Source organism: Janthinobacterium sp. SUN033, assembly GCF_030397595.1.
Taxonomy (GTDB): domain Bacteria; phylum Pseudomonadota; class Gammaproteobacteria; order Burkholderiales; family Burkholderiaceae_D; genus Janthinobacterium; species Janthinobacterium kumbetense.
Genome location: NZ_JAPQNV010000001.1, coordinates 1,073,641 through 1,099,849, shown reverse-complemented (window position 1 = coordinate 1,099,849; position 26,209 = coordinate 1,073,641). Strand labels below are relative to the sequence as shown.

Genomic DNA, 26,209 nt, shown 5'->3' with positions numbered 1-26,209 from the left:
AAATGGGCCAGCGAGGCAGTGCAGCAGTCTTCATGCGAAGCAATAGCTAACTTAGTTAGTAATAAAACGAGACAGTATGCGGCCTGATGCTCTTTGTCAATGGTTCAAGCGGGCTTTTCGTTCCACGCCATGATGCGTTCGCGCAGCCAGCGGTGCGCCGGGTCCAGGTGCATGCGCTCGTGCCACACCATCGCCATCTCGTAATCGGGCAGGGTGACGGGCGGCTCCCACGTGCGCAGGTCGCCCAGGGCGTTTTTTAGCAGGCGCGACGGCAGCAGGGCCACCATGTCGGACGCGGCCAGCAGGGGAGGGACGATGAGGAAATGCGGCACGGACAGCACCACTTTGCGCGTCCGTCCCAGCGTTTCCAGCGCCGTATCGACGTTGCTGCGGAAACCGCCGCCGTTGGGCGAGACGACGATGAATTCCAGCGAGCAAAACCGCTCGAGGTCGGGCGGCGCCTGCAGCAGCGGGTGGTCGCGGCGGCCCGCCAGCACATAATGTTCGGTGAACAGGGTGCGGTGGCGCAAGCCGGGCGGCGCCTCTTCCTGCGCCAAAAAGCCCAGGTCGACCTGGCCGTTTTCCAGCGCGTGCGCCATGCGCGCCGGCACGGCTTCGAAGACGGCCATGCGCGACAGGGGCGCCTGCGCGCGCAGGGACGGCAGCATGGGCAACAAAATCGCATATTCGGTGGCGTCGGCCGCCGCCAGATTCCAGCGCACCTCGGCCGTGGCCGGCTCGAACGCCTGTTCCGGCTGCAAGACTTGCTCCAGCTGGGCCAGCACGGCTTGCAGCGGCGCGAACAGGGCCAGCGCCCGCGCCGTGGGCAGCATGCCGCGCGGGCCGGGCAACAGCAGCGGATCGTCGAAGGCGGCACGCAGCTTGCCCAGCTGCACGCTGACGGACGGCTGGCTCAGGTGCAGCCGCGCCGCCGCCCGCGTGACGTTGCGTTCAATCAACAGGGCGTTCAGGGTCAGCAGCAGGTTCAAGTCCAGCTTGTGCAAATCCAGCTTATGAAAATTGTTCATGGCTATACCTTGTATATCAACTATTCATTTCCACTATGATAGCGCAAGCCCTAGAGTAGTTCCTGTGATATCCACTCTTCATCCATTACAGGAATAAACTGATGCAACTCCATGAATATACAAGCTTTGATGGTCTGGGACTGGCCCAGCTGCTACGCGACGGCGACATCTCGGCCGCCGAATTGCACGACGCGGCCGCGCGCGCCTGCGCCGCCGTCAACCCGCTGATCAATGCCGTGGTCGAGCTGTGGCCGGCGGATTTGACTGCCATCGACAGCACAGTCAGCACTGCGCCGTTCGCCGGCGTGCCCTTCCTGATCAAGGACGTGGCCGTCACGATGGCGGGCCGCCGCAGCGAAGCGGGCAGCCGCCTGGGCGCCGGCCATGTCGCCGCATTTGACTCCCACCTGATGACGCAGTTCCGCGCAGCCGGCCTGGCGACGTTCGGCCGCACGAGCACGCCGGAAATGGCGTTTGCCACCACCACGGAACCCGTGCTCTACGGCGCCACGCGCAATCCCTGGAACCTGGCCTTGAGCGCGGGCGGCTCCAGCGGCGGCGCGGCGGCGGCCGTGGCGGCCGGCATCGTGCCGCTGGCCCATGCGACGGATGCGGCCGGCTCCATCCGCGTGCCGGCCGCCTCGACGGGCCTGTTCGGCCTGAAACCGAGCCGTGGCCGGGTCTCGAACGGCCCCGCCATGGATGAAATCTTCAGCGGCCTGGGCGTGCAGCTGGGCGTGAGCCGCACCGTGCGCGACAGCGCCGCCTTGCTCGATTGCGTGCAGGGCGTGATGGCAGGCGAGCCGTATGTGACGAATCCGCCCGGCCACAGCTGGCTGTCGCAGGTGGGTGTGGCGCCGGGCAAGCTGCGCATCGGCGTGCAGCGCGCCGCCTGCAATGGCGCCCGGCCCGTGCCCGCCATCGATGCCGTGCTGGACGCCACCGTGCGCCTGCTGGAAAGCCTGGGCCACCACGTGGAAGAAGTGGCGCCCGCGCTGGGCGTATCGTGGGAAGCATTCGTGCACGCGAATGCCGGCATCTGGTGCGCCAACCTGGTGCCGTGGATCGATGGCCTGGCGCAGGAGAGCGGGCGCACCGTGTCGCTGGAGACCCTGGAAGCGGCGACCCTGGCCTGTTACCGCCATGGCAAAACGGTCTCGGCGGTCGACTTCGTGGCGGCCCTCGACGTGCGCAACACGGTCACGCGCCAGGCCGGTGTCTTGTTCGGCCAGTACGACGTGCTGCTGACGCCCACCTTGCCGGATATGCCGTGGCAACTGGGCCGCTATGGCGAAAAGGAGGACCAGCTTGACGGTGTTGGCTGGACGGCGCGCCTGTTCGAACATTCGCCGTACACGCCGCTGGCGAACGTGGCGGGCTTGCCGGCCATGTCCGTGCCGCTGGGTATGTCAAATGAGGGTGTGCCGATCGGCATGCAATTCATGGCCGGCTACGCCAGCGATGACGTGCTGCTGCGTCTGGCGGGCCAGCTGGAGCGGGCGGCGCCGTGGGTGCAACGTCGGCCGCCCGTGTGGGCAGGGAACTAGGAAGGGGGAGAAGAGGAAGACTACAGGACGGCGAGGCGGGCCGAACCGCGGCTTTCCAGGCGAAAGCGGGCTTTTTCCCACAGCCGGTCGTGGAAGGGCAGGACGATCACATTGCAGATCGGCTCGACCACGGCCAGCAAGCCGCCGAAGGCCATGGACCCCGTGGCCCAGTACATGACGCCGAAGGCCACGCCCATGTGCAGGGTCGTCTGGCTGAGCTTTTCGCCGGCCAGGGCGGCAATGCCCAGGCGGCTGGCGGCGTAGCGGCGGCGAATCGCGTGCCAGGCTTTTTCATGCCACGGCAACAGGGCAACGTTGATAATCGGTTCGATGATCGCGGCCAAGCCACCGAGCGCCAGGGACCCCGTCAGCAAGTAGGCGAGGCCGAAGGCGATCGACATGTGCGTGCAGACCTGGCTGAATGTTTTGATGGCTGTGAACAAGGGATGCTCCTTTCTGTTGAATTCGCTTATCCTTGATTTAGATAGTAACGATTCTCATTTACAAAAGGAAGTAAAATATTTCAACCGAACCCATAGATTGAGGCTATGGTTTGAGAAATATCAATTGCCCCTGCTGAGCACACCTCCCGCAGCCGCCATGGCCGTCAGCGTATCGCCGTCGCCTGCGACCACACGGCTTGCCAGCGCCCAGCGCGCCGCTCATAGCTATCGATATGCCAGTAGCGCGAGCGGGGCACGGCCTGGCCGGCGAAATGGATTTCAAGCTGGGCCTGGTAGCGCAGCACGGCCGCATCGCCATGCACGCGCACGGCGATCTCGCCCGGTTCCCAGCTCAGATAGCGCATGTGGCCAGCCGCGATGGCGCCCAGGTATTCTTCCCGCGACAGCAGGCTGCCGATGGGCGTGACCAGCTGAAAATCGTCGGCGTGCAGGGTGCGCGCCAGCGCCACGTCGCCGTCGACGAGCGCGCGCAGGCGGCCGCGTTCGATGTCGCGCAATTGTTCCTGCATGGCCGCCTCGGAGCCAGGGTGCTGTTCTTGCATGATTTCATCCTTCGCTGTGGAGATTGACACTTTGACGTAATTTGTCCAAAAGCCATGTTGACACTATATATATAAAATGTCAATATGCCAGCATGTCACCCCACACCCTCAAGACCCAGCGCATACTCGACGCGGCCCTGGCCGTGTTTTGCCGCTATGGCTACCGCAAGACATCGATGCTCGACATCGCACAGGCGGCCGATATGTCGCGCGCCGCGCTGTACCTGCACTTCAAGAACAAGGAAGACGTGTTCCGCGCCGGTTCCGAACGGGCCCATGCCACCGTCATGGCGCAAGTGGCAGCGGCGCTGGCCGAACCCGGCCCCGTCTTCACGCGCATCGAAACGGCGCTGCTGGCATTCCAGCAAGGCTTGATGGCGGAAATTTCCGCCAGCGCCCATGGGCAGGAATTGTTCGACGCCAATATGACCCTGGCCGCCGACATCACCTTGACGGCGCGGGCAACGCTGGTGGCGTCGCTGGCCGGCGCGCTGGAACAGGCCGAGGCGGCGGGCGATATCGCGCTGCGCCGGGTGGACGCGACCGCCGCGCAGGTGGCCGGCTTGCTGGTGGCCGCCATGGATGGCATCAAGCATGCGCAAGGGGGAGGGGAGGCGTTGCGCCAGGGCGTGGCGCTGCACATGCGCTTGCTGGGTGCGGCGCTGCTGCGCATGTGAGCGGCGAAGCTCGCATGCGCAGTCGGGCCTGGGCCGTTACGGCAGGGTCTTCAGCACATTCTTCGTCGGCACGGAGAAATTATAGTTGTCGTGGCGGTCCCAGTTGATCGACCACGTCATCACGCCGCGGAAGTCCGGATACGCCTGCAGCGGCTTGATGGTGCCGCAATTGAGCAGGCGCGTCAGGCAATTCAGGGCATTGCTGACGTCGGCATTCGTCGTAAAGCCCGAACCGGCCGAGCTTCGCCCCGACGGCACGCCGAAGCCCACCTGGTCCGGACGCAGGCCGGCGAAGGTATTGCCGCCATAATTGAACCCCTCGATCAACATGCGCGCCGTGGCCACCAACTGGTCGGCCGAACCCGCCTTGATGGCGCCCGTCGCGTACGGCGTGTAAATATCGCCATTGTTGTAGTACTGCGGGTGCAGCACCGTCAGCTCGCTGCGCAAGGCGTTGATGATGGGAATGTAGGCGCCCCAGATGCTGCCATAGCTCGTGTATCCCCCTTCCACATACACCCATTCGGGCGCCATCGACAGGTAAAAGCTGCTGCCGACCTTGGTTTTCAGGTTTTTCACGGCGATCGGCAGATAGGTCTGGATGGCCGCGCCTTGCGCCACGCCGTTTTCCAGGTCCAGATCGATGCCGTCGAAACCATATTTCGTGATGATGGCGTACAGGCTGTTGGTGAAATTCGTCGCTTCGGCCGTGTTGCCGACGGAAACGGAACCGTTTTGCCCGCCCAGCGACAGGATGACTTTCTTGCCCTTGGCCCGCTTGGCCGCCACGTCGGCAATGAATTGCGCTTCCGTGCCCGCACCCGGATCGATGGTCAGGCTGACATTGCCGCCGCCCGCGTTGTCGCCGAACGAGACGACGATCACGTCCCAGTCATCGCTGACCTGGCTGATCGGATACGTGGCGCCGCTGGGGTTGGTGAAGTTGTGCCAGTAGCCGATCAGCGCGTGCTTGGCCAGGCCGGTGGGCGTCGGCGTCGGTGTTGGAGTCGGTGTTGGAGTCGGGGTAGGTGTCGGCGTTGGGGTTGGCGTCGGAGTTGGGGTGGGAGTCGGCGTTGGGGTAGGAGTCGGCGTCGGCGTGCCGCAGTCTCCCACCGCCGTCCAGGGCTGGCCGCTGCCGGCGCCGCCGCTGCTGGTCGATGGGTTATTGCCTTGTGTCCACCAGTTGGCCGTGTAATTGACGTTGTTGTAACTGGCCTGACCGCCGCCGTTGTAGGCAGTGCCGCTATTCCACGGCGTGTAGCAGGCCACTGCTGCGGTCGCGCCGGCCAGCAGCTGGCTCGCGCCCCCGCTGGATCCGTCGCCGCTGCCGCCGCCGCAGGCCGCCAGGGTGCCGCCGAAGAGGGTAAGGATGAGGGTATTCATGACTGTCCGGTTCATTGCATCTCCTTGTGTATTTTTTAGCATGGCCGGGCGGCTGGACACCGTCCGATTTTTCAGAGTGCAAGCATTGCAGGTGGTAGTCAACTGGTTTTATTCTTTGCGCAAGATCACAATACCAGTTACGGCATTACCCCAGGAGATGGGCGATGCGGGCCATACCAGCGCCTGTTTTCCAGTGCGCTGGTATGGTGTCCGGAATGGCGCCGGAAGCAGGGCGGGGAAGGGAGGTGGACGCCAGGCAAGGTCTATGGCACCGTTTCCTTGCGCAAATCGGCATACGGCACGCGCGACAGGTCCAGCAGCATTTGCGTCAAGGCCACGGTCTGGCGCTGCATCAGCCGGTAATCCACCCGGGTCACGCTGTCGATGCCATAGTAGAGCAAATAGGTCGGTTGCGTGACGTAATGCACCGTGGGAATGTGCTGCGCCTCCCATAAATACCGGCCTGCGCCAGGCCAGGCGGCATTCTTCGGATCGCCATCGCCCGCAGGACTGGAGGCTGGCAGCACGAACGCGGGCGCCGCATCGGCCTGCTTCAGCATGGCGTAGGAGGCGTCCATCAGGACAGGTGTGCGCGGTGAAAACACGGCGGCTGGCTCGAACCTGCCCGTGAGGCGCAAGTAACCATTGCTGTCAGGCAGCACTTCCAGCGCGCCCAGGTTCCCGATGGTGAGCATCGTGGCGATACCTTGCATCAAGCCATCGTCCTGGTGGCGATCCATAAACTGCTTCATGCCCACGCCGCCCGCGTAATGGCCGCTCGTCAACAGCAGCATGACGCTTCGCGGCAAGCTGTCCTGCGGCAGGCGCGCCAGGTACTGGGCCATGTCGACGATGGCGTTCGGTCCATTGTCTTCCAGCGCGTTCGTGCCATCCGTGTGGCTGCCCAGCACCATCAATTCCGCGGACTTGCCGGGAATGATGCCGACCAGGTTGCGCGTCTGCACCTGCCGCACAGTGGCAGCCATGGTCAGCCGCAAGACAGGCGCCGTGCCTGCCAGCACGCTCTCGCGCAGGCGCCGCCCCCGGTCACGGTCGATAAACATGCCGGGCAGCTGGCGCACTTTGCCGTCGTAAGGCGCATACAAGCCGTTCATCGACATGGGCGGCGTATCGAGAATGACGATCACGCCCGCCGCACCGGCCGCCTGCAGGCTGTCCAGCAGGGTGATGAACGGCCCCAGCATCTGGAACTGGCGCGCATACGGCGTGTCCGGTCCCATGGCGTGGTCCGGATCGTGGACATGCACGGCGGACCGATGAAAGACCTTGCCCGTCCACGCCACGGCGGGCATGTCGACGAGCACCAGCTTGCCGGCCAGGCTGGCATCGGGACTGGCCCCCGGCGCCAGATAGGCGATGCGCCCCGTAATGCCGGACGGCGGCGTCACGCCCGAATACGGAATGTAGCCAGCCGTGGGCAGCACGCCAGACCTGTCGTCGTGGACCACTTCCAGGCCCCAGTCTTCCGGCTGCACCGACCATTGCCGGAAACTGACCGGCTCGAAGCGCAGTTGTTTGACACCGGCGCGCGCCAGGCGTTCATGCAGGACGTCGATATACGCTTCATGCCGGGGCGAACCCGTGGCGCGCAGGCGGCGTTCGTCCAGGTCGACTTGCCAGTCCACCAGTTGTTTTCTGGACAGGAACTGCGTGGCATCGACCGTCACGGCAGCCGACGCCGGCAGGGCGCGCGCAGGCCAGGGCCCAGGCTTGCTGGCACAGCCGCACAAGGTGGCCGCGATGGCCAGCGCGCCGGCAAAGGACAGGAAGCGCCGGCAAGGCGGTAAAAGCAACGCCGTGCGTGAAGGCTGCCGGGTCATGCGGATCTTGAGACTTCTCATGCAAAATAGTCGGCAAACGCCTGATTTCATTGATATTGTAGGTATTGGAGATACTTCTCACGGACGGCAATTTACCACGAGACAAGGCGCCAGGCCGGCACGCCTCACCGGATTCCATGTCCTGGTTCACGCCAATCTGCTGGGCAACGACATGAAAAACCAGGCCAACAGCATCATTGCCGCCATGCGGGCCTCCGGTGTCGAACGCCTGGTTTTCATGCTGTCGATGGGCATCTACGGTGAAGTTCCTGGCACATTCGGCGAACGGAACAACGCCAGGCTGGCGCAACACCTGAAACCATTCCGCCGCGCCGCCGACGCCATCGAAGCACCGGGCTTCGCATACATGATCGTGCGTCCAGCCTGGATGACGAACGAAGACGAAGTCGGCGACGAACGAACGACGCGCCGCGCGCCACTCAACGGCACCGTGGTGTCTCGCAGGAGCCTGCCAGACCTGATCGCCAACATCATCGCAGCGCCAGACTTGCACCTGCACGCGAATCTGGACGTGAACAAACCGCACACGGACGGGGACAAGCCGTATTTCATGCAGCTCGTTCAAGCGCGGCGGCGCAGCATCAGCGACAGCGGCGCGCAGAGGGGGGAAATCGCATTTGCGATTGGGGAACTGGCAAACTGGAGGTTTTCTCAAATTCATCCATAACTTCGCATAATTTATATTATGTCAAATGAAGAACGGGGGATAGCGATACTTTTAGTATCGCCACATGGGCAGGCGTCTCTATCTTAAAAAGTGAAGAAAACACCAATTTCCCCCACTGAATCATCTCTTCTATCCGATTGCCATCCGAGTAGGATTTTTTGACTCATAAAAATCTCGCATGTAAATCGGGGCTCTAAGAACCGAGAACGAGCGTTTCACTTGTCCGGAACCATACTCCTCAACAGCCTGCAAACCAATTACATCTTCAGCACTTCCACTATAGCGAATGAATGCGTCGGATATACAGTCCGTAGCCTCGATATACTTTGCTTTAGTCGCAGCACGAAACTTTTCATGAACCTCCTGAAGCCCTTCGAGATAGTCACTCAAAAAACTTTGAGCAGTTATGCGAATTTCCTGAGCATCTAACTCATCAAGAACTGATGCCTTAAATTTTTTCTCCTTGCGTAGCTCCGATGGATCGAGATACGTGTCAATACGTCTTACAATTACCATTCGGTCTTCAATGTACTCTTTGTATGTGCCAAATGATGCATGATGGATTGCATCGCCACGATGCTGTACATAATTGCGTAAGGCTTCCATTACTCGATACCCCAATCTAGCGTCGTATTCCTGAGCGAACCACGCCCCGAAGCTGACTAACGGCTCACCGAATAGCCGATCAAGCTTTTTCCCATACCGCAGTCCCTGATCGACATATAAACGCGTAGTAGTTAAGACGTTTGCAAAATGTCGATTAATTTCACTCTTTGCATACCTGTGCGATTGCATATTCCGATCAATTTCATTTGGATACTCTAATGCTGAGTCAAGAGCAATTTTATTTTTAACAATAAAATCATATTTCTCCTCAATATATAATATATTAACAAGACAATCCATTGATAATCTTAAAGCAATGAAATCCTTTTCTGCAATATTAATTACAACTCGCGCATCATCGATAACTACTCTTCTAAGATAATATGATTGCATATGATATTTCGGAAGGTTAAATAGAAAATTAGATTAACAGGAGAACCATATGCACAATACCATGTTCACACATCAAAGTCTCCACGCCTTGCCCGCTCGCATAGCCCATGATAACGAAATTCATCCTTAAAACAGCGCTCGCAGACCCGTAGTTTTAGGCAGTACCGCGCCTGTTGCACCGCCCATTTCGGCACCCCAAGCATGTACATAAAATCGCCAAGCATCCTCGTTCGGTTCACTGCCCGCCAATTGGTCCGCCTGGAATTGCGGATGATCCAGTACTGATTGCGGAACTCATCCTCAATTTGCTCAAGTATCCGCAGTGAATTGTCGTCAAATTTTGCCATATCACGTCCCTCCTCCACATCAAATAAGGTGGAGTAACTGTCAGAATGCACAATCGTCCACCACCTGTGGCAGTCCCGGTGCGGTCGCCAGGTACACAACGCCGAGATTGTTGTTGCACCAGCTCTGCAAGCCGTCTATGCAATGGCCAGAAAGCGCCTGGAATGCGACCTGCGCAGCGCGCAGCATGTTTGTACAAAACGGCACCCGCCATACATCGACTTCCGGCACCACGATGCCTCTGGAGCGGAAGTAGCGTTTCTGGTCAAGCGCCCTGCACTGCATTTCTTTGCCGCAGTATTTCGCTATGTAACTGGCGATCTTGTGCGCCCCGGCCACGCCGAAGCCGAAACGGTGCGGATCGCGCACGTGGACTTGGCCCATCTGTTCGCCGTTCGGACCGCGCAGAAAGAAGTGCAGTTTGTGGATAGCGGAAAAATGTTGATTTCAGCTACAGGGGGAGCTGACCGGCGAGCAACTGGGACACTTCCTGGGCGACGCGCCCTTGCAGGCAGCCGCCTTGTATTAATTTTTACTGGCAATACCCAAGCTTTCCATGACCCTGGCGGCATTGTCCTTGCAGTCCACATCCTCCGGTTTTGCATCGATCAATTGAATCAACGACAAAAGATGGGCCTTGTTTTGCGCCAGGCGTACTTCCAGCGATTCGATATCGGCTATCTTCTTCTTGAGCGCAGCCATCAATTCATCATGTTTCCATGATGAACTGTCCTCTGGCAAGACTTGCTTGATTTCGTCGAGGGAAAAGCCCGCCTGCTGCGCGTCGCTGATAATGGACAGTACCGCCACCGCTTCCAGCGGATAGTCGCGGTAGCCGTTCGATTGGCGGCTCACGGCTTTCAACAAGCCCTTGGATTCGTAGAACCGGATCGTGGACGCCGCCAAGCCGCTGCGCTTGGCCAATTCGCCAATTTTCATTATTTTTCCCGCTGAAGTTGTAGTTTGTTATTCTCTAAAGCCTTGAGCAAAGCTTGCGCCACTTCCTTGCTGGAACCAGGGTTCTGGCCGGTGACGAGGCGGCCGTCCGTCAGCACGAAGCTGCCAAACGGGAAAAAGCCTTTGGCATACAGCGCCCCTTTGCTCTCTACCTCGCTTTGCAAAAGGTAGGGAACCTGATCCTTAATGCCGGTAAGCGATTCTTCCAAGTTGGAAAATCCTGTCACGCTGCGCCCTTTTATCAGTGGCTCGCCCTTCTCGTCCTCCAGATCCAGCAAGCCAGCGGCGCCATGGCACACGGAGGAAACGACGCCGCCGTTGCGGTAGATGGCCTCGGCAATGCGTTTGAGGTCCTTGTTGCCCTTGAAATCCCACATCGTTCCATGGCCGCCCGTGTAGAAAACAGCCCCATAGGCAGCGGGATCGATGTCGGCCGCCGCTTTTGTCGATTGCAGCAATGCCATGAAAGCAGGATCACTCAGGTGACTTTTTGCTGCCTCATCCATGTACAGCCATCCCTGGCTGCGTTCATCCAGCGGCACCACACCGCCGCTGGGACTGACGAAGTCGATGCCATACCCGGCCTCCTTCAGCACATCATACACATGCGTCAATTCCGTGAGCCACAGCCCCGTATGGTCGTTTCTGCTCGGATATCGGGAATGATTGGTCATGACTATCAGCACTTTTCCCATGGCCGGATCGCGCATGGGGGACACCGGTTCAGCAGCAACCATCTGCAGGAACAGCAAGGGCATGACAGCCAGGAGCAGTTTCTTGAAAACAGACATGGGATCGTCCTCCGAATAGTTGAGTAGTCTGGGCCATGTCCGCCGAACACAGCGTAATCAACTATAAGCTTAAAGCCAACTTGAATGTCAAGCGGCAGATCGGCTGCCACGGGATTTTTGTGGTTCGAGGGGAGCGACCCTTCTTCCAACCAGTGTCCCGAACGCGACAGTGCGATTTTTTTTCATTTCAGGGCTTGACCTTCAAGTTAGCTTAAAGCTTATCGTGAGGCTATCGCAACCTTGGAGATCAGCATGAAACCCTTTACCGCACTGACATTGCCCAATGGGACAGTCATTCCGAACCGCCTCGCCAAAGCCGCCATGGAAGAAAACATGGCTGACCAGGACCACGCGCCGTCAAAAGAACTGATCCGCCTGTACCAGTCGTGGGCGGACGGCGGCGTTGGCCTGATGATCACCGGAAACGTGATGATCGACCGCCGCGCCATGACGGGCCCCGGAGGCGTGGTGCTTGAGTCCGAGCAATTTGGCGCCCGCTTCGAGCAGTGGTCCCGCACCGCACGGTCACGCGGGGCGCAGATCTGGATGCAGATCAACCATCCAGGGCGCCAGATGCCCGCCGCCCTGGGACAGGAAACCATCGCGCCTTCTCCTGTGCCTATGGATATGGGCAACTTTTCCAGGCAATTTTCGGCGCCGCGCGAGATGACGGAGGCCGATATTGCCGACGTGAAGCAGCGCTTTGTCAACAGCGCCCGGCTGGCCGAGCGGTTTGGTTTTACGGGCGTGCAAATCCATGCGGCGCACGGTTACCTGATCAGCCAATTCCTCTCCCCGTTGACCAATCAACGCACGGACCGCTGGGGCGGATCGCTGGAAAACCGGGCGCGCTTGCTGGTCGACATCGTCAACGGGGTGCGGCAAGCCGTCGGCAAGGGCTTTGCCGTCGCGGTGAAGCTCAATTCGGCGGATTTCCAGAAAGGCGGCTTCAGTTCGGAAGATGCCAAGGGGGTCGTTTCCATGCTCAACACCCTGGGCGTGGACTTGATTGAGTTATCCGGCGGCAGTTATGAAGCGCCTGCCATGCATGGCCAGACCCGCGATGGCCGCACGCTGGCCCGCGAAGCCTATTTCCTGGAGTTCGCCAAGGAGATCGCCACGGTGGCCAGCATGCCCCTGATGGTGACGGGCGGCATACGCCGCTACCAGGTGGTCGAGCAAGTGCTCGACAGCGGCATCGCCATGGCCGGCATGGGAACGGCGCTGGCGATCGATCCGCAATTGCCCAAGGCATGGCGCGCCGATCCGTCGGCGAGCCCCCTGCTCAGGGCCATCACGTGGAAAAACAAGGTGCTGTCGTCCATCGCCTACATGGCGATGGTCAAGTATCAGTTGCGGCGCCTGAGCCAGGGCAAGCATACCAGGCCGCAGGTGGCGCCCGCCCTTGCGCTGCTGATGCAGCAATGGGAAACCGCCATCAGGAGCCGGCAGTATCGCCGCAGGATGAATAGCGGGATTTGAACTGAATTTTTCCACATCCAACATTGAAGGTGCAAGCCATGAACATGAAAATTGCCGCGGCAGCAGCCGCCTCAGTATCGACATTGATGCTGACTCTAGCCGCAAGCCCGGCGCGGGCCGAAAATCCTGCCGAAAACACGCCCGTCATCATCGATATCGCCGGCCATGCCGTCCCCGTGGCGGCTGGCGGCCTGTACGAGCGCTTCCGCTCGAATCCGCCCTTATCGGTCATTGCGTCGGAAGCGCCGGACCTTGACCTGAGCTGGTTCAAGGGCATGCGGAAAGAAAAGGTCGACATCGGCTTTGCCTCGTATTCGCCGAATTTCTATTACAAGAACCGCAAGATCACGGCGGTATTTACGGCCGATCTTGCCCGCTTGAAGGAATTGATGCCGGAAGACATATTGAAGGCAGTCCAGCCGCTGCAAGTGTGGCCAGGCCGGGGGGCCGTGGCGTTGACGGCCTACGCCTATGAATACTGCGACAACGACAGCTACAATGAAATTTCATTGGCGATTGTGACCAACAAGCCCGGCTCCACCAGTTTTGGCCCCTTGACCTTGCTGGGCCAATCGCTGTCCCATGATTTCTGGGGCTATGTGCTCAAGCTTCCCGTCAATACGGAACTGGCCAGGGTGCGTGGCGTAGTTGGCTACAACTTGCCCAAGTGGCTGACCGGTATCGACATACAGGAAACTGAAGCAAGCGTTTCCTTTGCCGTCACGGACAGCGCGACGGGCAAGCTGGATTTTGTTTTCGAAGGCAAAAAGCTGGGCGACCTGTCGCACGAGGCCGAGGTGGTGAGCAACAGCTTCACCAACAAGGATGGCGCCGGCAAGCTGACGTATGGCTATGCCGTTTCCCGCCTGCTGAGCCATGCATCGAGCACGCGCGCGGAATCGGTCGACCTGAAACTGGGCGACGGCAGTTTTTCCACGTATATGAAATCATTGAAATTGGGGAAGATGATGAGCTATGAATACGTGCCAGCCTTCCAGAATGCGCTGTATGCCCCGCAGCCGCTGGCAACCCTCGGTGCCGGCAAGTGATTGGCTAAACAGCAGCCAGCGAAAAAGCACCGTTCCAGGTGCTTTTTTTATCGCCTCCCCTCCCGGTATATGTTGATGTAGATCAATCAATTTTCCTATTGTGTGCAGCAGAATATGATCATTCGCAAGCCTCTGTTGAACAGACCATGGCAGAGCGCCTGCGTCCTGCATTTGCCACTACATAAGGAATAACATGATCCCCACCACCATGAAAGCCGCCGTTGTCGAACAGCTGGGTCAACCGCTGGTGCTGCGCGACGTCGCCGTGCCGGTGCCCGGCCCCGGCCAGATCCTCGTCAAGACGGAAGCGTGCGGCGTGTGCCACACGGACTTGCATGCGGCGCGCGGCGACTGGCCCGTCAAGCCGACGCCGCCGTTCATTCCCGGCCACGAAGGCATCGGCCTCGTGGTGGCCATGGGCACGGGCGTGACGGAAGTGCAGCTGGGCGACCGGGTCGGCGTGCCCTGGCTGTACTCGGCTTGCGGCCATTGCGAACATTGCCTGGCAGCCTGGGAAACCGTGTGCGCCGAGGCGCAGTTCGGCGGCTACACCAAGAATGGCGGCTTCGCCGAATACATCCTGGCCGACCCGCGCTACGTCGCGCACATTCCGGCCGGCTTGTCCGCCGTGCAGGCGGCGCCCATCATCTGCGCCGGCGTGACCAGTTACAAGGGCATCAAGGAAACGGGCGCGCGGCCGGGCCAGTGGCTGGCCGTGTCCGGCATCGGCGGACTGGGCCACCTGGCCATCGAATATGCGGTGGCCATGGGCTTGCGCGTGGCGGCCGTCGACATCGATGAAGGCAAGCTGGAGCACGCGCGCGCCCTGGGTGCCGAAGTGACCATCAATGCGCGCCAGGGCGACCCGGTCGCGGCCTTGCGCGAAGCGACCGGGGGCGGCGCCCACGGCGTGCTGATCACGGCGCCGTCGATCGATGCCTTCCAGCAAGGCGTGGCGATGACGCGCAAGCGCGGCACCTGCGTATTGGTCGGCTTGCCGCCGGGCGACTTCCCCACGCCGCTGTTCGACGTGGTCGCCAATTGCGTGACGATACGCGGCTCTTTTGTGGGCACGCGCCAGGACATGGCCGAGGCGCTCGCCTTCGCCGCCACGGGCAAGGTCAAGGCCGGCGTGGAATTGCAGCCGCTGTCGGCCATCAACGAGATCTTCAGCCGGCTGGAACATGGCCAGGTTGCCTCGCGCGTGGTGCTCGATTTCAGCGGCAGCTGAGCGGCACGCCGCCGGCAGGCTGCGCGGTGTGTCGTGCGACGGCAATGCGATTGATGTTGCTATGATGGCATTTCCTAAAAGACACACCGAGGATACACCGATGAAGAAATCCCTCTCCCGCCTGCTGGCCTGCGCCGCCCTCGCCTGGTCGTTTTCGGCCAGCGCGGCCGAGCCGGCCCCGGCTACGCTGCCCGGACACTATTACCTGCAAGGCGTCATGGAAACGGGCTCCGAACTGCTGCTGAAAAAGGACGGCACCTTCGAATGGATGCTCAGTTATGGCAATACCGACGAGCAAGCCAGCGGCGAGTGGCACGTTGCCGGTGACCTGGTGACCCTGGAAGCGGGCGACGGCGGCAAGGAGCCGCAGTTTCGCGTGTTCGAGGAAGCGGAAATGCGCATCCAGAAACCCGCCGAAGCGGGCGTGTGGGTGGCCATCGTCGGCTACCCCCAAGTAGGGCCGATGCCCGGCGTGGAAGTGAAGTTCGAAGCGCAAAGCGGCAAGACGGCCACGGCCGTCAGCGTGGCGAACGGTGACGCCATCGTCCGCATGCCGGCATCGGAACGCTGGGTGCGCGCCGGCTTGCGCCGCCAGGGTTCAAAAGCCGACTATCAATGGCTGGCCGTGCCGGCCGAGCGCGCGCAGGAGCGCATCGCCGCGTTCGCCGTCACCGATCCCCAGTGGTTGCGGGGCCAGGCCTTCCAGAAGCTGGCATTGCGCGTCGTCAAGGGCGGCCTGAAGGTCGACGATGCGGACAACGGACTGGCTAGGGGCCTGTACGCGAAAGCGGCATCGAAGCAATAACCTTCCCCCCTCGTTTCATTCTCCTCTCGGCTTGTCCGGGTCAAGAACATTGACCCGGACGACGCTGTTTGCGCCCGCGCACGCCCGTGCGCCGTTGACACCCCGCACTGTCTGTCCTATAGTCGCCGGGTTAACGACAAATGAGAATGAGAATCATGTTCACTTCTATCAAGAAATGGCTCGTGTGCTATCCGCTCGTGGCCGCCAGCCTCAGCCTCTTACTGGCAGGCGGCGCGCAAGCGCAAGTGGCCGACCAGGGCGCCGGCGCCAAGCAGCTGTGGCAATTGATCGATTATGTTGCCGTCGATTACAGCGGCGCCGTCGAGCACGGCAAAGTGGTCAGCGAAGCGGAATACGCGGAAATGCTCGATTTCACAGACAACGCGACGACGCAGATCGCCGCCCTGCCCGCCCACGCCTCGCAGGCGGCCATTGCCGCCGCCATCGCCGACCTGCGCGCGGCCGTCGTCGCCAAGGCGGACGGCGTGGAAGTCAAGCGCCTGGCGCACCACGCGAACGGATTGCTGATTGCCGCCTACCCGATTCCCGTGGCGCCGAAAGTGCTGCCCAACCTGGCGCGCGGCGCGGCCCTGTACGCGGCCCAGTGCGCGTCTTGCCACGGCGTGGCCGGCGGCGGCGACGGCCCCCTGGCGGCCAGCCTGGAACCGAAACCGATCGCCTTCACGGATGCCGAGCGGGCGCAGTCGCGCAGCCTGATGGCCCTGTACCAGGTCATTTCGCAAGGCGTGTCCGGCACCTCGATGGCCAGTTTCGGCCAGTTGTCCGACAACGAACGCTGGGACCTGGCGTTCTATATCGGCGGCATGTCGCACGACGCGGCGGCAAGCGCGCGCGGCGAAAAGCTGTGGCAGGACGATCCGCGCAGCAAAAAACTGTACGCCGACCTGGCTGCCGTGACGACCCTGACGCAGGAAGCCGTGGCCGCCAAGCTGGGCGCGGACGAAGCGCAGGCGCTGACGGCCTACCTGCGCAGCCACCCGGACAAGGCCGAGGCGCACAAGCCGGCCGGCCTGGCCCTGTCCCGCTTGCGCCTGGCGGAAAGCCTGGCCGCCATGCATGCGGGCGACCGCGCGGGCGCCACGCGCCTGGGCCTGTCCGCCTACCTGGACGGCTTCGAGCCGATCGAGCCGATGGTCGGCGCGCGCAACAAATCCTTGCTGCTGGCCGTGGAAAACGCCATGCTGGCGTACCGTTCCGCCGTGGCCAAAGGCACGGTGGCCGAGGCCGAGGCGGCGGGAGAAAAGCTGCAGCAACTGTTTACCCACGTGGAAGCGGAGCTGGGCGACGCCAAGGCCGAGCCGATGACGACCTTTGTCGGCGCCCTGACGATCCTGCTGCGCGAAGGCGTGGAAGCGCTGCTGATCGTGATCGGCATCATCGCCTTCCTGCGCAAGGCCAAGCGCAACGATGTGCTGCCCTACGTGCATGCGGGCTGGGCCAGCGCGCTGGTGGCAGGCGGCCTGACATGGGTGGCGGCAACGTATCTGGTGACCATCAGCGGCGCCAGCCGTGAAGTGAGCGAAGGACTCGGTTCCGTGTTTGCGGCCCTGGTCCTGCTCAGCGTGGGCTTGTGGATGCACCAGAAGAGCAGCGCCGGCCGCTGGCAGGAATACCTGCACGAAAAACTCACGGCGGCGATGTCGCGGCGCTCCGCCTGGGGCCTGTTCGCGCTGGCCTTCATCGCCGTCTACCGCGAAGTCTTTGAAACCGTGCTGTTCTATTCCGCCCTGGCGGCGGACGGCAATGGCGGCGCCCTGCTGGGCGGCTTCCTCGTGGCCATCGTGCTGCTGGTCGTGATCGCCTGGGCCTTGCTGCGCACGAGCGCCCGCATGCCGATCGGCAAATTCTTCTCGTGGACGTCCGCCTTCGTGGCCGTGCTGGCCGTGATTTTGATGGGCAAAGGCGTGGCCGCGCTGCAGGAGGCGGGCTGGGTCGGCGTCACTCCCGTCGATTTCATGCGTATCGACTTGCTGGGCATCCTGCCGACCCTGGAAACCTTGCTGGCGCAGGCCGCCATCCTGGCCATCATCGTCGCCGGCTATGGCTGGAACCGTTTCTCGGCAGGCAAGCACAAGCTGGCCTGACCCCGTGACGCCCCGCAGTAACTGAAAGCCCCCGATAGCTGCCTGCAGCTATCGGGGGCTGTTACGTTTACAGCCGCCTAGCGCGTCACGGCCCCTGCGGATGTGGCAGCGCTGTGCACTTTCACCCCTGCCAGCCAGGTTTCCTCCACGACGATGTCGCGCAGCTTGCGCACGTTCTCGTCCAGCGGGTCTTGCGCCAGGATCACCAGGTCGGCCCGCTTGCCGGCTTCCAGCGAGCCCACCAGATGATCCATGTGGCAATGCCAGGCGGCATCGAGCGTGACGGCGCGCAATCCCGCCATGCGGCTGATGCGCTCATCCGGATTCAGCACCTCTTTCCCTGGCGCACCTTCCATGGTGCGGAACACCGCCTGCTCCATCATGCGCAAGGGACCCAGCGGCGAGACGAAATGGTCCGAGTGCAAGCTGATGTGCATGCCCGCATTCAATGCCGAGTGGCAACGGTCCAGCAACTGGGCACGCTCCCGGCCAAAGATGGTCTGCTGGAAGGTGTGTCCCCAATAGCCGACATGGCCGATGAGGAAACTGGGGTTCAGCTGCAGTGTCGCCATTTTCGTGATGGCCTCGTCATTCAGCAGCGAGGCGTGCTCGACGCGCAGGCGCAGCTGGCGCCGCTTTTTCGCTTCCTCTTCGCTGATGCCGCCTGGCCGTGGCGTCAGTACCTTGTCGTAGCTGTGCAGCACATATTCCACCGCCTTGTCGCCGTTGGCGTGCACCAGCACGGGCCAGCCGCGCCCCACCGCCTTGTCCAGCATGCGGGAAAACACGGATGTGTCGGGGTAATTGCTCAAACCGGTGGGCGGCACCTCAGGTATCGAATGGTCATGCGAGCAGGCATAGGGCTGGCTCTGGTAACCGGTCAAGCCCTGGTTGGAACCGTCCGCGATCAGCTTGATCGCCTTGATGCTGAAACGCTGGTCGCCGTGATTGTCCAGGTCCGGCTTGTAATGATCGAGCCAATTGTCCAGTGCTTTTTCGTCGGGTTTGGTGAACAGCGCGGCGCCGATGCGCACGGGACCGAGATGGGCCGCCAGCTTGAGCAAGCCGATTTCCACCAACGGCGCATCGGTAGCGCCCAGGCCCGCGTCGAAGACGCTGGTAAAGCCCATGGCCGAGGCGTTGTCCAGCACCTGCTTCAGGCAAGCGATAAATTCCGGCAGCTTGGGCAGCGGCGCAACCAGCAGCGCCTTGGCGATCCTGATTTCGGTCAGCACGCCGGAAGGGCTGTCCTCGATGTTCGCCGCCTTCAGTGCCGCGGTATTGAGATAGGCCAGGTGGCCGGACGAGTTCATCAGCAGGATGGGCACCGTGCTGCTCAGCTTATCGAGCTCGCTGGCGGTGATGTCTTCCCACGACTGCATCAGCGAGGGATCGACGCCGAAACCCAGCACCCAAGGGTTGCCTTTCTTGTCTTTCGGCAGCTGATCCGGCTGCCCCAGCGCCGCGCCAATTCGCCAACTGATGCTCTTGAAACTGTATTCCGGATCCAGTTCCTGCTGCCGGGGTGCGCTCAGGAACGGCGTGAGCGACAGCCAGCTCTTGTACAGCGCGCTGGGCAGGATGTGCATATGGGGTTCGACGAAGCCCGGCAGCAAGGTGCGGCCGTCCAGGTCCACCTCGCTTGCCTGGTGCGACTGCATGGCCTGGCGCACCTCGTGCAGCGTGCCGGTGGCAATGATGGTGCCGCTGGCGATACCCAGCGCCGCCACCTGGTCGCTGCCATCCGCGGCCATGGTATGAATGTTACCGTTATGGAAAATCGTCGCTTGCGGCGTCAGTTTCTGGGCGTGCTGGGGATATGCCTGCTGGAACGCCGCGTCCAGTTCGCCGCTGAGTGCGGTTCCCGTCAACAGGCCGCTTGTCAGCGTAGGCAGGTGTGGCAGGTTGCAGCAGGCGCAACCGAGGTGGTCATGGCTCATGCAGATTCCTATCAGAGGTTAATGATTTAAATCAATGAAGTCATCCTTTATTCCGGCTCGAATATACCCAACAACAGAATATCGGGAAAACGCGACGCCTGGACTGGCTTGCTTGTTGCCAGTAACTTCTTCGAAGCATAACGAATTGCCGATCAAAAAAACTCAAACATTGTCACGTCAATGTAAATGGCGGCGCGGCTGCTTTCCATTCCTTGCTTTGCATTTATTTTTTGCAATGCATCCCATATAGTTTCCCTGAAGTAAATATATTGTTATTTATCGAAGAGTGACAATTGAATAGTAATTTTTTTAAAAATACTACTATATTCAGCATTGCAGTGATGACACCGGCCGCCCGGATTCCGGCCGCATCCGCAATAGCCCATCCATTGAACGCAGCACCAACGAAAGCTTACCGATGAAAATTCAACGCGCAACAACCTGGTCGCTTGGTCTTATCGTGGCAGGCGCCCTGTTCTCGTCCCATGCCTATGCGGCAAAAATCCCCGATTGCGGCAAAAGGGAGCCGAGCAAAACCCTGCCCACCCCGCAAAATAGCGAATACGACGCATACCGCAACGCGAAAACGAGCGCCGTAGCGGGCGGTCCGGGCAATACCGTGTTCAATAATAATGAAAAGCGTCTCCCTGCCGCCGGCAAGGACGAGATTTATTATGAATATTATCTTGGTATCGGCGGCGATGGCGGAGCAGGTTCGCATCGTGCGGTATTGCTCGTGCAGACTCCGGCGGGCAAACGCAAGCTGGTGGAACGCTATTACACGCAAGACCACTATGCTTCCTTTTGCAGCCTGAAGAACTAATCGTTCTTTATTAATTTCCAGCGTTATTCAAGCGGCTCAGGTAAATACCTGGTGCCGCTTTAACTACCTGCAGATCAGATTTTATATTCAACTGCGCTTATTTAATGGATATTAGCGTATGCCAGCAAAACAGGCTTTGATCTGCAACAAGTCATTGCCCTCCCTGTCATTCGCCATCTTCCTTATGTCAACTGCCCCAGTCAGTCGTGAAACCGGTCCGCGGCCGGCGCCACGGCGCTGAAATCGAACGCCTGCCATTGGTCCCCCCGTGTGGGCACCGGGCTCGTAAATGCCGCGCCAGGCGCCCGAAGTGCGGCGCGCCGCCGCCGCGCAGCAAGGCGATCACATGGCGATGCCCGCGCCGAAAGCGGTGGGTAACAGTAGCGCGTTCATCAGGCGCTGCTTACGCATGGTGGATCGGCGCGAACGATGCGGCAAACAGATCTGGCCGGTAACCGGCGGCATTGAACAGGTGAGCGCAGGATTCGTCGATCGCGCAGCGCAGCCTTGCCTGATCCACGCCCAGTACGACGCCACCGCGTTTGCGCACGCGCCCGTTGATGATGACGGTATCGATATTGCTGCGCTCTGCCGCGTGCACCACGGTACCGATGGCGTTGTTGACCGGGTAGAGGTTGAGGTCGCCGGTGCGTATCAACACCAGGTCGGCCTGCTTGCCAGGCGCCAGGCTGCCGATGCGCTGTTCCAGTCCAGCGCACGCGGCGCCGTCGATCGTGGCCGCCTCCAGCAAGCGCAACGCATCGGTGGGCGCCGCCGCATGGCGATGCCCATGCAGGCGCTGGGTATGTCCCATGACCCGTTGCAGGTAGAACGCCACGCGCATCTCCATGAACATGTCGCCGCTGTACGAGGTCTCGTTGTCGACACTGAGGCCGGGGCGTATGCCGTGCTGGAACGCCGCCTGCCAGGCATTCATGCCATCCTCGATACCGTAGTGGGCATCCGAACGCGGGCATACATTGACGCGCACGCCTGCCTCGCGCAAGATTTTCCAGCCCGATTCCGGCAGGCAGGTGCAGTGGTTGAAGATGTTGTCGCTGCCGAGCATTCCCTGCTGGTGCAGGCCTTCGAGCTCCGCTGCCATGCCACCGCCAAAAAACTCGGTCACGATGGGAATGCCCAGTGCCCGCGCGACGGTCCACTGCTCCGGTTCCAGCTGCGCCATCATGGCCAGCGTCACCAGGCTGTCGGGATTGGCAAAATACTTGGCCTGCAGGCGTGCGAGGTTGCCCGGCCAATGCGCCTCATCCCATTCGCCCGATACGGGCGCACCGGATGCGTGCACGGCGCGGATGCCCGTATCGAGCAATGCTTCGACGGCCGCGTCGGAGTGCGCCGCGGTGCGGCTGTTATGGGAGTTGTCGATCACGGTCGTGATGCCGGCGTCGATGCAGCCCAATGCCGTGAGCAGGTTGCCCACGTAAATGTCGCGCGGCCGGTAGTATTTGGCAAACGAGAAATGGGTGGCGTTGCAATAGTCCTCGAGCGTCGCCGCATTCGGGTTGATACGGCGCAGCTGGCCTTCCCAGGAATGCCGATGGGTATCGACCATGCCCGGAATGGCGATCATCTGTGCGGCATCGATCACCTCGGCACCGCCGGCCTCCAGGTGCACGCCGATGGCGGCAATGACGCCGTCGGCGATCAGGATGTCGCCCGCGGGCAAATTGCCGACATTGCCATCCATGCTGATGATCGTCGCGCCGCGGATCAGCATCGTACGGGGGACCGGGGCCAGTGGCGCCAGCACAGCCGGCAATTGAGTCTCTTGTTCAAGCATGCTTGCTTCCTGCGATAAGTAATGGGTTGCACGCAGTCTAGTGCAGGCAAGCAGGCGGAAAAAGTAGCGGCGGGCGTTTTCAGCATGCAGAAAATCCGAACAATGTTGGGTTATAGTGCCGTTTCCTTTAGCGCCACACGGACAAGACATGGATCGCGTACAAGCAATGCAGGTATTCCTTCGCGTGGTCGAGAGCAGGAGTTTTGTGCGTGCGGCAGAGACCCTGGGCTTGCCCGCATCGTCCGTCACCGGCATCATCAAGCGGCTGGAAAAACACTTGCAGACGCGCCTGCTGAACCGTTCCACCAGAAACCTCAGCCTGACACCCGAAGGCGAGCGCTACTTCCACCGCTGCCGCGAAATACTCGACCTCATCGACGACACCGAAGCGAGCCTGCAAGGCCCGGGCGAGCGCCCGCAAGGAAGGCTGCGCGTGGATATGCCAGGCGGCATTGCCCATGCCGTGATCCTGCCGCAGTTGCGGCAATTCCAGCAGCGCTACCCGGATATCTACCTGATGATCGGCGTCAATGATCGCCAGGTCGACTTGATACAGGAGGGAGTCGATTGCGTCATCCGCACCGGCAGCCTGGAAGACTCGGCGCTGGTGGCGCGCCGCCTGGGCGAGCTGCGCTGGATCACCTGCGCGGCGCCGTCCTACCTGGCCGAACACGGTGTTCCCGAGGTCCTGGAGGATTTGCAGCGACACCGGGCGGTCCACTACTTTTCCGGCAAGACGCGGCGGGAGAGCGATCTGCATTTCATCGACGATGGCGTCCGCGTCGCGGTGCCGGTCCCCGGCACGGCCGCGGTCAACGAGACGGGGCTGTACATCAAGCTGGGCCTCGACGGCCATGGCCTGATGCAGCTGGCCGGGATCCTGGTGCGCGACCATTTGCAGGCCGGAGCCTTGGTCGAGGTGCTGGCCGACAGGCGGCCGGCGCCGGTGCCGGTGTCGCTGCTCTACCCCCACCACCGCTTTCTGTCCCCGGCGATGCGGGCCTTCACCGACTGGACTAGCGAGCTGTTCAGCAACACCCGCCTGATCTGACCGCGCCGAGCGCCGCCCGCAGGCGCGGCGTATCGCGTGCACGCTGTTGGAAATTGCGATATGATGATCATCATGCAGAATTCACCCAACAAGTCAGCGGCCAGAATCACGGCGCAGAGCCGCAAGGAAGCCACCCACGAACGCATCGTCGAGGTGGCCACGCGCGCCATCCGCCGCAGCGGTTATGCGGGCACGGGCGTGGCCGACATCATGAAGGAAGCGGGCCTGACGCACGGCGGCTTTTATGCGCACTTCGCCTCGCGCGACGCCCTGCTGGCCGAAGCGGGCGACCGCGCGGGCGCCGAATCGGTGGCGCTGGCGGCCAGGGTGGCGGCCGCCGCCCCGCCCGGCCAGGCGCTGCAAGCCATGCTGGCCGCGTATCTGTCGCCCGAACACATCGCCGCCATCGAGGTGGGCTGCCCCGTCTCGGCGCTGGGTTCGGAAATGCCGCGCCAGGCACCCGAGGTGCGGCGCGCCGCCACCATCCATATCAAGGAAATGATCGACCTGTTTGCGCGCCAGTTGCCGAACTGGGGCCAGCCCGAAGCGCATGCGCAAGCCATGGCGACGGTGTGCGCCCTGATCGGCACCACCATCCTCGCGCGCGCCGTCGACGAACCGGCCCTGTCGGACGCGCTGTGCGCGGCCACGCTGGCGCAATTGCAAGCGACCGGCTAATCGCACCGCCCGTGGCGCTGATCCGTCCCGGGCTTTTTTTTCAACATCAATATGATGATCGTCATATTCCATATCCCACGCTGTCAATTACTGAAGGAACTGCCATGAAAAACAAGCAAATTGCCCTGGTCACCGGCGCCTCGTCCGGCATCGGCGCAGCCACGGCCCAGCGCCTGGCGCAAGCGGGCTACACGGTTTACGGCACCAGCCGGCGCGGCGCACAAACGGCCGGAGTCGGCCATGCGATGCTGGCGCTCGACGTCACCAGCGATGCGTCCGTCGCCGCCGCCGTGGCCGAGGTGATGCGGCGCGAAGGCCGCATCGACCTGCTGGTGAATAATGCCGGTTTCGGCGTGGCCCCGGCGGGCGCCGAGGAAAGCAGCATGGCGCAGGCGCAAGCCATCTTCGACACGAATTTCTTCGGCGTCGTGCGCATGACGCAAGCCGTGCTGCCGCACATGCGGGCCCAGGGCGGCGGGCGCATCCTCAATATCGGTTCCGTCGTGGGCTTCCTGCCCATGCCGTACGGCGCGCTGTATTCGGCCACCAAGCACGCCATCGAGGGCTACACGGAATCGCTCGACCATGAAGTGCGGGGCTGGGGCATCCGCGCCAGCGTCATCGAGCCGGCCTATACGAAAACCACGTTCGAAGCCAATCTGCTGGCGCCCGACACCCCGCTGTCCGCCTACCGGCAGGTGAGCGCGGCCGTCACGCGCCGGCTGCAGGCACTGATGGCCGCAGCCGATGACCCTGGCGTCGTGGCCGATACCGTCCTGGCGGCGGCGCAGGCAAGCCGGCCCAAGCTGCGCTACACGGCCGGGCCGCTGGCGGCGCGCCTGCGCCTGATGCGCCGGTTCATGCCCGCCGCGCTGCTGGACGCCGGCTTGCGCAAGGACCTGCGCCTGGCCTGAGCCCCGGCGTCCTTTTCAGCTATCAGGGAGAACTTCATGCAAGCATTGCAACTCAAACAATACGGCGGCCTCGATCATGTGGCGTTTGCCGAACTGCCCCGCCCCACTCCCGGCCCCGGCGAACTGCTGGTGCGGGTGCACGCCGCGGGCCTGAACCCCATCGACAACCTGATTCCCAAGGGCGACTTCAAGCCGATTTTAAGAATGCGCTTGCCGGCCACCCTGGGCAGCGACCTGGCCGGCGTGGTGGTGGAAGTCGGCAGCGGCGTCACGCGTTTTCAAGCGGGCGACGCCGTGTATGCGAGTATCTTCGACACGCCATACGGCAGCCTGGCCGAGTTTGCCGTCGTGCCCGAGCAGGCGGCCGCGCTGAAACCGGCGAACCTCGATTTCGTGCAGGCGGCGTCGATTCCCATGGTAGGCCTGACGGCCTGGCAAGCCATGCAGGAACGCATGCAGCTCGCGGCCGGCCAGAAAGTGTTCATTCCAGCCGGGTCCGGCGGCATCGGCACGTTCGCCATCCAGCTGGCCAAACACCTGGGCGCCCGCGTGGGCACGACCACCAGCACGGCGAACGTGGAGCTGGTGCGCGGCCTGGGCGCCGATGACGTGGTCGACTACAAGCAGCAGCCATTCGAGGACGTGCTGCGCGACTACGACGCCGTGCTGGGCACGGTGCGCGGCGACGGGCTGGAAAAAGCCTTGCGCATCGTCAAGCCTGGCAGCCGCGTCGTCTCGCTGGTCGGTCCGCCGGACGCCGCTTTCGCCCGCGCGCGCGGCATGAACGTGGTGCTGAAGCTGGTGTTTGGTTTGCTCAGCCGCAAGATCATCGGCCTGGCGAAGCGGCACGGCGCCAGCTATGCCTTTCACTTCGTGCGTCCCGACGGCAGCCAGCTGGCGCAGATCGCCAGCCTGCTCGAAGCGGGCACCATCCGTCCCGTCATCGACAAGGTGTTTCCTTTTACGGAGGCAAAACAGGCGCTGGCCTACCTGGCGCAGGGGCGCGCGCGGGGCAAGGTGGTGGTGCAACTGGCCGTGCCTTGAGTTACCCCTGGATTGCTTTTTGCG

General features: G+C 61.9%; 25 protein-coding genes. 13 read left to right on the top strand and 12 right to left on the bottom strand.

What is annotated here, in order from left to right:
• Positions 1–104 precede the first annotated feature (104 nt).
• Complete coding sequence (locus tag OX460_RS05155) at positions 105–1,028, bottom strand: LysR family transcriptional regulator (protein ID WP_289897907.1); 924 nt, start codon at positions 1,026–1,028, stop codon at positions 105–107.
• Between the two features lie 101 nt (positions 1,029–1,129).
• On the opposite strand from OX460_RS05155, the gene OX460_RS05150 reads away from it, so the two are divergent.
• Entirely contained in the window at positions 1,130–2,575 is a 1,446-nt protein-coding gene (locus tag OX460_RS05150) for an amidase (protein WP_289897906.1), read from the top strand.
• A gap of 20 nt (positions 2,576–2,595) precedes the next feature.
• Here OX460_RS05150 and OX460_RS05145 read toward each other — a convergent pair whose 3' ends face one another.
• Together OX460_RS05145 and OX460_RS05140 are read right to left on the bottom strand one after the other, a co-directional pair.
• Complete coding sequence (locus tag OX460_RS05145) at positions 2,596–3,018, bottom strand: DUF2061 domain-containing protein (protein WP_289897905.1); 423 nt, start codon at positions 3,016–3,018, stop codon at positions 2,596–2,598.
• Positions 3,019–3,182: 164 nt separating this feature from the next.
• On the bottom strand, positions 3,183–3,581 hold the full coding sequence (locus OX460_RS05140; RefSeq protein WP_289897904.1) for a nuclear transport factor 2 family protein: 399 nt from the start codon (positions 3,579–3,581) through the stop codon (positions 3,183–3,185).
• Positions 3,582–3,673: 92 nt separating this feature from the next.
• Here OX460_RS05140 and OX460_RS05135 point away from each other — a divergent pair, with 92 nt between their 5' ends.
• Positions 3,674–4,258, top strand: coding sequence for a TetR family transcriptional regulator (locus OX460_RS05135; protein ID WP_289897903.1), 585 nt, complete (start codon positions 3,674–3,676; stop codon positions 4,256–4,258).
• A gap of 36 nt (positions 4,259–4,294) precedes the next feature.
• Here the strand turns inward: OX460_RS05135 and OX460_RS05130 are convergent, their stop codons facing one another.
• Complete coding sequence (locus OX460_RS05130; RefSeq protein ID WP_289897902.1) at positions 4,295–5,641, bottom strand: glycosyl hydrolase family 18 protein; 1,347 nt, start codon at positions 5,639–5,641, stop codon at positions 4,295–4,297.
• Between the two features lie 263 nt (positions 5,642–5,904).
• Entirely contained in the window at positions 5,905–7,455 is a 1,551-nt protein-coding gene (locus tag OX460_RS05125; protein ID WP_289897901.1) for a PA domain protein, read from the bottom strand.
• Positions 7,456–7,501: 46 nt separating this feature from the next.
• Here OX460_RS05125 and OX460_RS05120 point away from each other — a divergent pair, with 46 nt between their 5' ends.
• On the top strand, positions 7,502–8,170 hold the full coding sequence (locus OX460_RS05120; protein WP_289897900.1) for an NAD(P)H-binding protein: 669 nt from the start codon (positions 7,502–7,504) through the stop codon (positions 8,168–8,170).
• Between the two features lie 129 nt (positions 8,171–8,299).
• Here the strand turns inward: OX460_RS05120 and OX460_RS05115 are convergent, their stop codons facing one another.
• The 5 genes from OX460_RS05115 to OX460_RS05095 form a co-directional block, all read right to left on the bottom strand.
• Positions 8,300–9,169, bottom strand: coding sequence for a hypothetical protein (locus OX460_RS05115; RefSeq protein ID WP_289897899.1), 870 nt, complete (start codon positions 9,167–9,169; stop codon positions 8,300–8,302).
• Positions 9,170–9,234: 65 nt separating this feature from the next.
• Positions 9,235–9,516, bottom strand: coding sequence for a hypothetical protein (locus OX460_RS05110; protein WP_289897898.1), 282 nt, complete (start codon positions 9,514–9,516; stop codon positions 9,235–9,237).
• A gap of 40 nt (positions 9,517–9,556) precedes the next feature.
• Positions 9,557–9,898 (bottom strand): hypothetical protein, encoded by a 342-nt coding sequence (locus OX460_RS05105; RefSeq protein ID WP_289897897.1) that lies wholly within the window; start codon positions 9,896–9,898, stop codon positions 9,557–9,559.
• Positions 9,899–10,039: 141 nt separating this feature from the next.
• Positions 10,040–10,453, bottom strand: a complete 414-nt coding sequence (locus OX460_RS05100; protein ID WP_289897896.1) for a MerR family transcriptional regulator — start codon at positions 10,451–10,453, stop codon at positions 10,040–10,042.
• Complete coding sequence (locus tag OX460_RS05095; RefSeq protein WP_289897895.1) at positions 10,453–11,262, bottom strand: type 1 glutamine amidotransferase domain-containing protein; 810 nt, start codon at positions 11,260–11,262, stop codon at positions 10,453–10,455. Before OX460_RS05095 ends, OX460_RS05100 begins: the two co-directional genes overlap by 1 nt.
• Positions 11,263–11,514: 252 nt before the next feature.
• Here OX460_RS05095 and OX460_RS05090 point away from each other — a divergent pair, with 252 nt between their 5' ends.
• The 5 genes from OX460_RS05090 to OX460_RS05070 all read left to right on the top strand — a co-directional run bounded on the left by OX460_RS05090 (position 11,515) and on the right by OX460_RS05070 (position 17,934).
• Positions 11,515–12,744 (top strand): NADH:flavin oxidoreductase/NADH oxidase family protein, encoded by a 1,230-nt coding sequence (locus OX460_RS05090; RefSeq protein ID WP_289897894.1) that lies wholly within the window; start codon positions 11,515–11,517, stop codon positions 12,742–12,744.
• A gap of 38 nt (positions 12,745–12,782) precedes the next feature.
• Entirely contained in the window at positions 12,783–13,793 is a 1,011-nt protein-coding gene (locus OX460_RS05085; RefSeq protein ID WP_289897893.1) for an acetoacetate decarboxylase (ADC), read from the top strand.
• Positions 13,794–13,989: 196 nt separating this feature from the next.
• Positions 13,990–15,024, top strand: a complete 1,035-nt coding sequence (locus OX460_RS05080) for a zinc-dependent alcohol dehydrogenase (protein ID WP_218965372.1) — start codon at positions 13,990–13,992, stop codon at positions 15,022–15,024.
• A gap of 100 nt (positions 15,025–15,124) precedes the next feature.
• Positions 15,125–15,829: a hypothetical protein gene (locus tag OX460_RS05075; RefSeq protein WP_289897892.1), complete on the top strand. Its 705-nt coding sequence runs from the start codon at positions 15,125–15,127 to the stop codon at positions 15,827–15,829.
• Between the two features lie 155 nt (positions 15,830–15,984).
• Positions 15,985–17,934: a cytochrome c/FTR1 family iron permease gene (locus tag OX460_RS05070; protein WP_289897891.1), complete on the top strand. Its 1,950-nt coding sequence runs from the start codon at positions 15,985–15,987 to the stop codon at positions 17,932–17,934.
• 77 nt (positions 17,935–18,011) lie between these two features.
• Here OX460_RS05070 and OX460_RS05065 read toward each other — a convergent pair whose 3' ends face one another.
• The gene (locus OX460_RS05065; RefSeq protein WP_289897890.1) at positions 18,012–19,874 is read right to left on the bottom strand and encodes an amidohydrolase; all 1,863 of its coding nucleotides are present in this window, start codon (positions 19,872–19,874) and stop codon (positions 18,012–18,014) included.
• Positions 19,875–20,292: 418 nt separating this feature from the next.
• On the opposite strand from OX460_RS05065, the gene OX460_RS05060 reads away from it, so the two are divergent.
• Positions 20,293–20,697 (top strand): ribonuclease domain-containing protein, encoded by a 405-nt coding sequence (locus tag OX460_RS05060; protein ID WP_077404535.1) that lies wholly within the window; start codon positions 20,293–20,295, stop codon positions 20,695–20,697.
• 403 nt (positions 20,698–21,100) lie between these two features.
• On the opposite strand, the gene OX460_RS05055 is transcribed toward OX460_RS05060, so the two are convergent.
• On the bottom strand, positions 21,101–22,498 hold the full coding sequence (locus OX460_RS05055) for an amidohydrolase family protein (RefSeq protein WP_289897889.1): 1,398 nt from the start codon (positions 22,496–22,498) through the stop codon (positions 21,101–21,103).
• 148 nt (positions 22,499–22,646) lie between these two features.
• Here OX460_RS05055 and OX460_RS05050 point away from each other — a divergent pair, with 148 nt between their 5' ends.
• The 4 genes from OX460_RS05050 (at position 22,647) to OX460_RS05035 (ending at position 26,185) form a co-directional block, all read left to right on the top strand.
• Complete coding sequence (locus OX460_RS05050; RefSeq protein WP_289897888.1) at positions 22,647–23,549, top strand: LysR family transcriptional regulator; 903 nt, start codon at positions 22,647–22,649, stop codon at positions 23,547–23,549.
• Between the two features lie 60 nt (positions 23,550–23,609).
• Entirely contained in the window at positions 23,610–24,227 is a 618-nt protein-coding gene (locus tag OX460_RS05045; protein WP_289897887.1) for a TetR/AcrR family transcriptional regulator, read from the top strand.
• Positions 24,228–24,331: 104 nt separating this feature from the next.
• Positions 24,332–25,141 carry an oxidoreductase gene (locus tag OX460_RS05040; RefSeq protein ID WP_289897886.1) on the top strand — a complete coding sequence of 270 codons (810 nt, stop codon included), beginning with the start codon at positions 24,332–24,334 and terminating at the stop codon, positions 25,139–25,141.
• 36 nt (positions 25,142–25,177) lie between these two features.
• A complete protein-coding gene (locus OX460_RS05035) occupies positions 25,178–26,185 on the top strand; it encodes an NADP-dependent oxidoreductase (RefSeq protein ID WP_289897885.1) in 1,008 nt (335 codons plus the stop codon).
• Positions 26,186–26,209: the final 24 nt, after the last annotated feature.